Origin of the sequence: Photobacterium sp. BZF1 (genome assembly GCF_014349205.1) — a bacterium.
Taxonomy (GTDB): Bacteria; Pseudomonadota; Gammaproteobacteria; order Enterobacterales; family Vibrionaceae; genus Photobacterium.
On the sequence record NZ_JACSOF010000199.1, the window covers coordinates 1 to 10,103 of the forward strand.

The 10,103-nt window shown below is 51.6% G+C and carries 8 protein-coding genes; 3 read left to right on the plus strand and 5 right to left on the minus strand.

Features of this window, described 5'->3' with window-relative positions; translation table 11 throughout:
* Positions 1-1,465: alpha-galactosidase (locus tag BIZ37_RS27620; RefSeq protein ID WP_187464263.1), on the minus strand; the 1,465-nt coding region annotated here is incomplete at its 3' end.
* 219 nt (positions 1,466-1,684) lie between these two features.
* On the opposite strand from BIZ37_RS27620, the gene BIZ37_RS27625 reads away from it, so the two are divergent.
* Positions 1,685-2,740, plus strand: a complete 1,056-nt coding sequence (locus BIZ37_RS27625) for a LacI family DNA-binding transcriptional regulator (protein WP_187464264.1) — start codon at positions 1,685-1,687, stop codon at positions 2,738-2,740.
* Positions 2,741-2,871: 131 nt separating this feature from the next.
* On the opposite strand, the gene BIZ37_RS27630 is transcribed toward BIZ37_RS27625, so the two are convergent.
* Genes BIZ37_RS27630 through BIZ37_RS27640 form a run of 3 tightly spaced genes read right to left on the minus strand, consistent with a single transcriptional unit; the run spans position 2,872 to position 6,924 of the window.
* Positions 2,872-4,485, minus strand: a complete 1,614-nt coding sequence (locus BIZ37_RS27630; RefSeq protein WP_187464265.1) for a hydantoinase/oxoprolinase N-terminal domain-containing protein — start codon at positions 4,483-4,485, stop codon at positions 2,872-2,874.
* Between the two features lie 11 nt (positions 4,486-4,496).
* Positions 4,497-5,636, minus strand: a complete 1,140-nt coding sequence (locus BIZ37_RS27635) for a DUF917 domain-containing protein (protein WP_187464266.1) — start codon at positions 5,634-5,636, stop codon at positions 4,497-4,499.
* Entirely contained in the window at positions 5,623-6,924 is a 1,302-nt protein-coding gene (locus BIZ37_RS27640; RefSeq protein WP_187464267.1) for a cytosine permease, read from the minus strand. The genes BIZ37_RS27635 and BIZ37_RS27640 overlap by 14 nt, the downstream gene beginning before the upstream one ends.
* Before the next feature lie 119 nt (positions 6,925-7,043).
* Here BIZ37_RS27640 and BIZ37_RS27645 point away from each other — a divergent pair, with 119 nt between their 5' ends.
* Together BIZ37_RS27645 and BIZ37_RS27650 are read left to right on the plus strand one after the other, a co-directional pair.
* On the plus strand, positions 7,044-7,967 hold the full coding sequence (locus BIZ37_RS27645) for a LysR family transcriptional regulator (protein WP_187464268.1): 924 nt from the start codon (positions 7,044-7,046) through the stop codon (positions 7,965-7,967).
* A gap of 115 nt (positions 7,968-8,082) precedes the next feature.
* Positions 8,083-8,526, plus strand: coding sequence for a PACE efflux transporter (locus tag BIZ37_RS27650; RefSeq protein ID WP_187464269.1), 444 nt, complete (start codon positions 8,083-8,085; stop codon positions 8,524-8,526).
* A gap of 88 nt (positions 8,527-8,614) precedes the next feature.
* Here BIZ37_RS27650 and BIZ37_RS27655 read toward each other — a convergent pair whose 3' ends face one another.
* Entirely contained in the window at positions 8,615-9,808 is a 1,194-nt protein-coding gene (locus BIZ37_RS27655) for an acetate/propionate family kinase (RefSeq protein WP_187464270.1), read from the minus strand.
* Between the last annotated feature and the right edge of the window lie 295 nt (positions 9,809-10,103).

A 10,103-nucleotide genomic window follows, 5' to 3' on the forward strand; every position in this document is an offset into this window, starting at 1 on the left:
GACCACCGCCGCTCGAGCAGGATTCAATCTCGACTTCTGGGTGCTTGGCTCTTAATGCATCAAGCAGAGCGTAGAAAGCCAGAGTTTGCCCTTTCACTGCCGGTTTACCATTATGCGCTGGCTGGACCAACTCGCGGTTCATGTCCCACTTGAGGTAGCTGATCTGGTAGCGGCTCAGCAAATCATCCAAACGGCTGAACAGGTAATCGAAGCAGTCCTGGTTTTGCAGGTCGAGTACATACTGCCAACGGCCAGACGGCTGCTGGTAACCCTCGATGCCCAACACCCAGTCAGGATGGGTGCGGTAGAGGTGCGAGTCCATACTGACCATTTCAGGTTCAACCCACAGGCCGAACTCCATGCCGTTATCAATCACATGCTGGATCACCGGCTCCAAACCATTCGGGTACTTGGTTTCATCGAGGTACCAATCACCCAATGCCGCCTTTTCGCCATCACGACCGACAAACCAGCCATCGTCGATAATGAAGCGCTCGACGCCCATCCGGGCCGCTTCACTGGCCATATTCATGATGTAATCAGGATCGTGGTCGAAGTAGATCCCTTCCCAGGTATTGAGGTGTACCGGGCGGGGCTGATCTGGGGTGAACGCCAGAATGTTTTCGCGAACATAACGGTGGAAACGCTCGGAGATCCCATTCAAACCGGCATTGCTGTATGTCGCAAAGAGCTCTGGGGTGGAGTAGCTTTGATGTGGAGCCAACGCCACCTCACCGGAGAACAGCAACTCACTCGCTTGGACGAAGCGGCGACCATCACTGCGAACGTCTGCCCGCATACGATGGTTACCACTCCAGGCAAAATGGAAACCCCACACCTGGCCGGATTGCTCGGTGAACCCTTTGGCACCGGCAAACAAGCCCGGGAAGTTCTCATGCGAGGTACGACCGCGGCGGTTTTCCTGGACAAAACCACCATGTTCGAACGCAACGCGATGGGTCTGGAACTCCTGGCACCATCGACCATGGAAAGTCATCAACTCATTGGCGTGATAAGGGACCGGCAGGGTGCATGCCAATTTGTCCAGCGAGTAGGCTTCATCGCCGAGGTTTTTGATGGTGAGCTTCTGGCGCAATACATCACTGCTGGCATCCAGTTCAAACTCCACATCCAATTGTAGCAATGCCACGTCATCAACCAGTTCGAACACCACGCTCTGGCCTTGGTGAAGGTAGTTTTCCATCGTAAATACTGGTGCAAAATCATAACCTTGGCGGTTACCTTCCAAGCCAGGTGCATTGAAGTGCCCCGCGCCAAGCTCCGGACAGACACTGAGCGGCACATCCACATCAAGCCGCGCTTGGCTCACTGGGCGTTCAGTGGCCAAAAACAGATCTTCATCAATGGCGGATACCTTGTTACCCCAGTGGATAATTTCCGGAATACGCCCCAACTTAAACACCAAACTCAGGTTCTGGCTCTGCAAGTGAAGTAGCTTTGTCATAGTCTCTCAAAAATTGTTTTCGATAACATTTGAAAACAAACTAGATCACCAACACCCCACTTAAAAAGCCAAAACCGATGAAAATGTGATCAAAGATCCTTTTGAAGCTTGAGTTACGTGAGACACATCACTAAATGTTTTCGAAAACACAAAGCATCAAAAATGCCTTTACCCTTGTTCATGATAGAATGCTTAGATGTTCAAAATGGATGGCAAGCAATGACTGCAACTTTCAAAGATGTCGCCCGTTTGGCCGGTGTCTCTACCCAAACGGTATCGCGGGTAACCAACGGAGCGGAAAATGTCTCGAGCAAAACCAGGGAGAGGGTGCTGGCGGCGATTGAAGAGCTCGGTTATATCCCAAACAAAGCGGCGCAGGCACTAAAAGTCCAGAATAAAATCATTGGCTTAATCACTCTGGATATGGCATTTCATGGTGCGGCGATGATAGCCAATGGGGTTCGCCTGCAGGCCCATGACGCTGGCTATACCCTGGCCATCTCGGCAGTGGACAAGCTTGATGATCAAGACATTGAAAGTGCTGTCAGGGAACTGATCGCCCAACAGGTCGAATCGATAATTATCAACGCACCGGTATCCAGTGAGCTTGCTGGCGAACTGGTGCAAAAATATACCAAGGTAAAACTGCTATTTATTGATGTGCCGGACGGCACCCAGGTAAATGCGGTGTGCAGTGCCAACAGCAACGGTGCAAGGCAAGGCGCCGAACTGCTTCTCGAGTATGGACGGACCCAGCCTGTTTTACTGACCGGCCCCAATGCCTCCTATGCTTCCCAGCAAAGGACCCAAATTTGGCAGGATGTATTTGCCAGCCACCAGCTAGGTATTGTCGCCCAATTCGAAGGGGACTGGTCTGCCTCGAGCGGCTACCAAACCATGCGCCAGGCAATTGTGCAAAACCGCCACTTCGACTGTGTGCTGGTCGCCAATGACCAGATGGCCCTTGGGGCACTGCGCGCCCTCAATGAGATGGGTATCGACATGCCAGGCAGCGTATCGGTGATTGGCTTTGACGGCACCGAGGACAGTGCATTTTTCACCCCGCCACTGACCACCATCAAGCAGGATTTCAAATTACTCGGCCAAACGGCAGTCAACAAACTACTTACTGCCTCTGCAGATCAAGTAGACATAACACATATCGATGTCACTCTCATCGAGCGAGAAAGCACGACTGCGCAACAAAAAGGCAAAGAGCATATCCAACAAGCCAAACAGTTGCTGGATAAGGCGCTGAGGTTGCTTGACCAATAACGGGGACTCTTGATACTCCAACGGTAGGAAACACAAAGCCCGGGGCGATACCTCGCCCTGGGCTCCTTCGTTTCTTACTGTGGGCTATTGCTTGCTGCAATAGGTTTTCGATTAAGCTGGATCGATAATGGCTAGGCGATTTTTCCCGCCGCTTTGATCTTCACATGGACCCGGTTGCCCTGCAGGTAACTGAGAGGAATTTCATGGCGCTCGATCACCTGTACGCTATCAGGGCAAGCGCCGGCCTCGACTGCCATCTGCTCTGCTTCTTGTTCCAGAGCCTTCAGTATTGCCTGGCGTTGATCAGGGGCGACCTCAACGATTTTATCCAGCTGACCGGAAATCTCACCAAGCGCTACCCCGATAGCATTGGCGACTTCGAAATGTTCGGGACGGACAACTTCACTCACTCCACTAAAGGTATCGGGTAGCAAGGCACTGCCGCCGCCTACCAGTATCACCGGTACTTTGGCGGCCGAGGTTTTCATCTTATCGATACCCTCCTCTACCCGCTCTACCATTTGTTGGTAAACCAGATCGGCAGTGATCATGTCAATGCCAAGGGGCTGTGCCTGCGGTTCGCCTGTCCATGCCATGGCACCCATTTCAAGCGCAATATCGGTCAAAGTCAGGGTATCGCCACCAAAGCTGCGTGCCTTCTGGGTCAACTGGTGGCCGACACTTTCCGGGCCTAGCTCCAGCGAACGGGCATCACTAGCTTGAATGCTGCCATCAACTCCGCCTTCAACCCCTTTGACCACCGTACCGCCGCCAATGCCGATAGCCAGAATATCCGGCATTCGGAAGTTAGTGCGGACCTCGCCAAGCTCCACCGCAGCACTCGACTCACGCGGGTAGCCGTAGGTCAGCGCGCCAATATCTGACGTAGTGCCGCCGACATCGACCACAATTGCGTCGGCCAATTTAGTCAGGTGACTGGCACCACGGATTGAGTTGGTCGGCCCGCATGCAACAGTCAATATCGGATATTTGAGGGCAAACTCCTGCGACATCAGGGTGCCGTCATTTTGGCCGAAATATGGTGTCACATTGATGCGGTGCGTCTCGAGTGCATGGCAGAAACCTTCGACAAAGCGTTTGGCTGTGCCCTGCAAGGCAGCATTGAGGATGGTGGCATTCTCACGCTCGAGCATGCCAAGGCTACCGATTTTATGCGATAGGGAAAGCCCAACGCCCGGCAACTCTTCACGCAGCCATTGCGCAACCTGCAGCTCCTGCTGGTTGTTTACCGGCGAGAACACCCCACAAATCGCTACCGAATCAACCTTGCCGCGCATTTGCTGGCATAACTGGCGGATTTCGGCTTGTTGGATCTCGGCAATAAGCTGGCCGTCGTATTCATAACCACCATGCGCCTCGTAAAAATGACCTCCCAGCAAATCCTGCCACTCTCGGCTCCAACCACAAAGCGGTGGCACACTGCTGCCACTTGGCAGTGAAAGGCGGATCATCCCCACCCTGTCCAACCCCTTGCGCTCGACAATCGCATTGGTGCACTGGGTCGTACCCAGCATGGCATGCTGAACCTGATCGCCGGTGATATTTGCCTGCTGCAACAATGCAGAGATAGCCCCCTCAATCCCCGAGGCAATATCGGCAGTGGTCGCCACTTTGACCTTGGCAACACAGTTGAGCGCGGCATCCAACAACACCCCGTCGGTGTTGGTACCGCCCACATCAATCCCTAGACGAAATTGGCCTAAGCGAAACTGTTTCTCTTCCATATCACGTACTCCTATTTCGCTTGGGCCGTTGGGGTTAACGGCTTCAATAATTCCACCGGACAATACTGGGCTGGGTAACCGAAATAAGCCGGCCCCGCCACTTCGATACCTTTGTCGGTCCGCCACTTTTCATCACAAGGGTAGGCAATAAGATCCACCCGCTGGCCGTAGCGCAGCTGCTCGGTAGTAATAGGGTGGCCGGTTTCGTGATCCAAAATCGAGATCAGATCCGGCGTCACTGCCAATAGGTTATCCTCGGCTAAATCACCGGCTTTTGCCCCTTCATGGGCAAGCAGCAGCTCGTTCTGGAAGTGGACGTACACACTATTCACTGTTGACTCTGGGCCGGCATGTTTGAGCCGTTCAATCGTTACTCCGCCTTTGACAAAGCCGCCGCTGGTGTTCCTTTCAATATCAACAATTTTACCGCTGATAATTTTGTGGCCCCCGACGATATCCAGCACTGCCGCCACGCCACTATTGCCTTCATCGTTCGCTTTACGGATTGCCTGACCTATCTTCATCGCTTTGGTCAGGGTTGCCGGCAGGGCGCTGCGTTTGAGCGATTCTCCGCGCATCGGGTAATCGCACATCGCTGCCGAACCGCCCATTTGCTCGGTGATCGGACGGGCAAATCGCTCTGACCATACCCCATCAAGCGGGTGCAAGGTCACGACATTGCCTTTCTCATCAGCCAGAGTATTGGGAGCCGATGGCAACCCATCGAGATAAAACGTCACCATCTGCGATTCAGGGAATGCCCTTCCCATGGCATCACAGTCAATCACCGGAATACCTTTCTGCGCCGCAACCAAAATAGGGATAAGAGAATTAAAACCACCGACCTCGATCGGATAGGTCGCTTCAATGTCGCACCCCACAGCTTGTTCCATGGCCTCGAACGCCACCAACATCTGATCCTTTGAGTTAATTTTCTCAATCGCTACCGTCGGCGCGCCAATCATCGATGAAGGCACTGTCATCCAGCCGTCTTCAACATCATCGAGAGCAATGATCTCAACCGGTTTGGTGGCATTGGCAATGGCGACTTTGGCCATCAGGGCACCACTGTATGGGTCACCCCCGCCCCCCGTGCCCAACACTGTTGCGCCAAGGGCAATATCATCGATCATTTGTTCATTGATAATCACGCGCTGTCTCCTTTTCAACGACTGACAACTTTACGAGCGCCATGTAAGCCACCAGCGAGGCAAGGATGCCGTCAATGGCCGAAATACTGGTTAGCGTGAACAATCCGAAAAACTCACCTGCCGTACAGGCACTGATCACACTACCGAAGGCCCACGCAGCCAGGCCCTTGAACATCCAGTCAGGGGCATTGGAGATCCTCTCGAAAGTCAGGGCTTCTTTGTCAATCAGGTAGTATTGCGCCAGATAGACACCGGCTGACGGGGCGATAGTCACACCCAGCAGGGTCAGGAATGCCGTGAACATATCCACCATGCCAAACTGGGCAATCGCCAGGCCGACAATGGTCATCAGCACCACAAGCAGCGGACGCGGTACTGACGGCAGCGTTACCGACATACCCAGTGCGCCGGAGCAAAGGTTGCTACTGTTAGTCGTCCACTGGGCAAACACCAATACGATAATCGCTGCCAGTCCTAGACCTAGCGAGAAGAAAACATCAACAAGGTTATCGGTACCGGTCATCTGGGTTAGCAGCAGCGCAACGACAATGATGGCACTGTTACCAAACAAGAAACCGAACCCAGCGCCGAGAATGGCGTCTTTGCGGGTCTTGGCATAACGGGCAATATCCGGTGCAGCGACCGCCGCAAGGATCCAGATAGACATCACAAAAGAAATCGCTTCACCCATCGACAATGGTGACTCAATGATTTTGGTTGAGGACGACGTGGCACCAGAGGCCATATACAAACCAATCGTAATCAACGTCACCATCAGAGGGACAGAATAGGTACTGAGCTTACCCAGAGCCCGTACACCATAAATGGCAGTCACCATCATCAACAGGCCGCCACCCACCAGGGCAGTCCCGTGGGAAACCACAACATCATATTTCGCGAGGGCATCTACCATAATCAAGGCAAAGAAATCAGCCTGGAAGGCAAACCACCCCACCAGGGAGATCCCGGTGATGGCACCCATGGTTTTTCCACCTAAGCGGCCAAACACTGCGCTGCTGACTAGAGGGGTAGATACCCCCGCCTGAAAACCGATGTTGGCACACAGCATAGCGAGTACCGCCAACAGCGCCGAACCGGCAAATGTGGCGGTCAGGGCCTGATCAATCGGCAGGCCGCTGCTGAGGAAAGCCCCGAGGAACAACCCCGAGATATCAATCCCAATCGCTAGCCAAATCAAGCTGATCACTACCCAGCTTCGCTTTGCCTGTTGCGGTACCGGCTCCAGTTCGAAGTCGTTTATTTTTGAAGCCTTTCCTTTCTCGGTCATTCAGCCACCCTGCATTTTTATCCCTAAATATCACATAAAAAAAAGTTAGCAGCTTGTTACATTCGAATAAATACATATTATTGAATCCAAACATTCGAAAAAACCTATGGAAAATTGCCATGGCCATCCAAGCCCCAACACTGGATAAAAGAGACCTACGCCGCCTTGAGTTATTCCGCGAAATCGTTGAGCAGGGCGGGATCAGCAACGCTACCCATAGCACAGGACTGAGCCAACCCGTGCTGAGCAACCAGCTTATCACATTGGAAAAAAGCTTGGGGGTCAGCCTGTGCAAGCGGGGAAGGAGCGGCTTCGAGCTGACTGACGAAGGAAGGTCAGTGTATAATTATGCAAATGAAATCAGCGCAATGCTGACTGAATATGCCTTCAAACTCAAAGGGGTACAGTCAAGGTTATCGGGCCATGTGCGAGTTGGCTGCTTGGATAATACTGCGACCCTAACCCACAACCCGTTGCTCGGGGCTATTGAGCAGTTCTACCAACTCAGTGACGATGTCGAGGTGACCTTGGATGTCGGCGACTTTACCCAGCTCAACGAAAAGCTCTCAAGCGGCCAGCTGGACATGATGATCTGCGTACTGGGTGAACACCAACTCGCAGCCTTTGACTTTGCTACCCCGCTGTTTGTCGAGCAAAGCCACTTATATGCCCGGCAAGATTTGGCAGAGGCTATTATCGCCAATGACTATGCGCTTTCAGGCTGCCGGATCAATATGGGGGGCTACGCAGCCGAGTCCATGAAACGCCTGCTTGAAATAGAACAACACCCCGGAGCCAAACTCTATAGCGGTTGGCATGTCGAATCAGGCTTGATGCTCACGCTAGCTGGCAGCCACCTCAGTTTCCTACCAACGCACCTAATTGAACAAAACCACGCCTGCCGGCACCTAATCGCCCTACAGCCAGATAAATGGAAACTAGAGAGCCAGTTCTACCTAATTACCAAGGCCAAGCCCGGCAGTCTGTCTTCGGCGGTTCAGGCATTTACAGAGCTACTCTGTAAACCCCAAACGAAAGCTTAGAGCAATAGCGCAGACAAGCTATCACGATGTGTGATGAGCACTATCTTGCTGTTAGGTTTCAAGCTGCCAAAATGCCCGCTCTTTTGTAGCCCATGAAACAAGAGGAGATAGATAAATGGGTGCTATTGAGCGGGTGTTCCACGCCGTGTTGTTCGAAGTGTTGGCGGTATCGTTGTCGATTGTATTGCTGATGACCTTTACTGACCACGAAGTAGGGGCACTATCAGGAGCCATGATAATCATTGCGACCATTGCCATGGCCTGGAACTTTGTCTTCAACTGGATATTCGACAAGTTTTTTCCAGGGGACAAAACCCAACGCACTGTAGCGATGCGGGTGTTCCATGTCATTTTGTTCGAACTTGGCCTGCTTGTGCTGACCATCCCTGTCATGGCTTTGATCTTGGGGGTGAGCCTTTACCAAGCGCTGATCATGGATATTGGCGTGACGGTATTTATTACTCTCTATGCCTTCGTGTTCAACTTTATTTACGACCATATCAGGGCGGCTATCGTAAAAAAGCGTCGGCCCTCATCTGTTTCGCCGATATCGATATAAGCTTCCCGGATGGTGATGAGTTCTAGCTATAAAAAAACCGCCAGCATCTCTGCTGGCGGTTTCTATAGTGTCTTTATTGAACTGGCAATTAAGCGTGTAGCAGTTCCATTGACTCTTTGGCGATTACCCACTCTTCGTTTGTTGGGATAACCATTGCAACTGGCGTGTTTGGCTTGGTGATAATACCCGCGTTGCCAAAGCGAGCTGCAGCGTTACCTTCTTCGTCTTCGCGGTAACCGAAAATCTTCAAGTTCTCAAGGATCTTGCTACGGATTGGCTGAGAGTTCTCACCGATACCCGCAGTGAAGATGATCGCGTCTAGCTCATCTAGTGCAACCATGTAAGAACCGATGTACTTAGCAACACGGTAGCAGAACAGTTCAAATGCCAGTGTTGCGCCTTCGTGACCGTTTTCCATCGCTTCGATGATGCCGCGACAGTCGCTAGTTAGGCCAGATACACCTAGAAGACCAGACTTCTTGTTAAGCTCGTCGAAAACTTCTTCCTGAGACCAACCTTTCTTCAGCAGGAACTCAATGATACTTGGGTCAAGGTCACCACAGCGAGTACCCATCATTAGACCTGCAAGTGGAGTGAAGCCCATGCTGGTGTCAACAGACTTACCGTTCTTAATCGCACATACTGATGCGCCGTTGCCTAGGTGAACAGAAATGAAGTTGCTCTCTTCAACTGGCTTGTTAACCACCTTCGCGGCTTCACGGCTCACGTAGTAGTGGCTAGTGCCGTGGAAACCGTAACGGCGGATACCGTAGTCGTTGTATAGCTTCTGAGAGATAGCACCAGTGTACGCTTTAGCTGGCATAGTCTGGTGGAAAGCTGTATCGAATACCGCGTATTGAGACAGGCTTGGGAACGCCTTCATTGCAGCGCGCATACCGATTACGTGAGCAGGGTTGTGAAGAGGAGCCAGATCGCTCAGGTTGTCGATCTCTTCCAGTACAGCCTCGTCAATCTTAACCGTCTTAGTGAATTTCTCACCGCCGTGTACAACACGGTGACCGATAGCAACGATGTCTTGCTTCATGCCTAGCTCTTCAAGCAGGGCAACAATGCGATCAACGGCTTGCTGGTGGTGGTTGCCTTCAGCATCAAGCATGTGCTCGTGCTTCTCACCATCGATTTTCCAGCTGACTACTGCTTCAGGCAGGCCAAAACATTCGCCAAGGCCGCTCAGGGTCGCTTCACCGCTTACAGTGTCGATAAGGGCAAACTTAAGTGAAGAACTGCCAGAGTTGATTACAAGTACTAGAGAGTTGCTCATGGGTTATCTCATCAGATTAAATTGGGCTCAAGAACAATAAGTTCCGTTACACGTCTATCCGGTCTGTTGACCTATCCAGAAGAAAAAGTGTGGAGCAGCATTTTCTTCTGATTTATAGCTTTTGATTACATTATTCAATTTTTTTTGAATAACTCAACTTTTGTTTCGATAATTTTGAAAAAAATTGAAAATTCACTGGTTCAGATCAAGTTTAAAGCAACGAAAACGTTTTCGTACGTATATTTTGTAACCAGAGACGACAAAAACACACAAAGAAATGTTTATTGCATTAAAC

What these genes read in the sequence shown, in the direction of transcription:
- BIZ37_RS27625 (WP_187464264.1), top strand. Translation starts at nt 1,685, where the DNA reads ATGACTGCAACTTTCAAAGATGTCGCCCGTTTGGCCGGTGTCTCTACC.
- BIZ37_RS27630 (WP_187464265.1), bottom strand. Translation starts at nt 4,485, where the DNA reads ATGGAAGAGAAACAGTTTCGCTTAGGCCAATTTCGTCTAGGGATTGAT.
- BIZ37_RS27640 (WP_187464267.1), bottom strand. Translation starts at nt 6,924, where the DNA reads ATGACCGAGAAAGGAAAGGCTTCAAAAATAAACGACTTCGAACTGGAG.
- BIZ37_RS27645 (WP_187464268.1), top strand. Translation starts at nt 7,044, where the DNA reads ATGGCCATCCAAGCCCCAACACTGGATAAAAGAGACCTACGCCGCCTT.
- BIZ37_RS27650 (WP_187464269.1), top strand. Translation starts at nt 8,083, where the DNA reads ATGGGTGCTATTGAGCGGGTGTTCCACGCCGTGTTGTTCGAAGTGTTG.
- BIZ37_RS27655 (WP_187464270.1), bottom strand. Translation starts at nt 9,808, where the DNA reads ATGAGCAACTCTCTAGTACTTGTAATCAACTCTGGCAGTTCTTCACTT.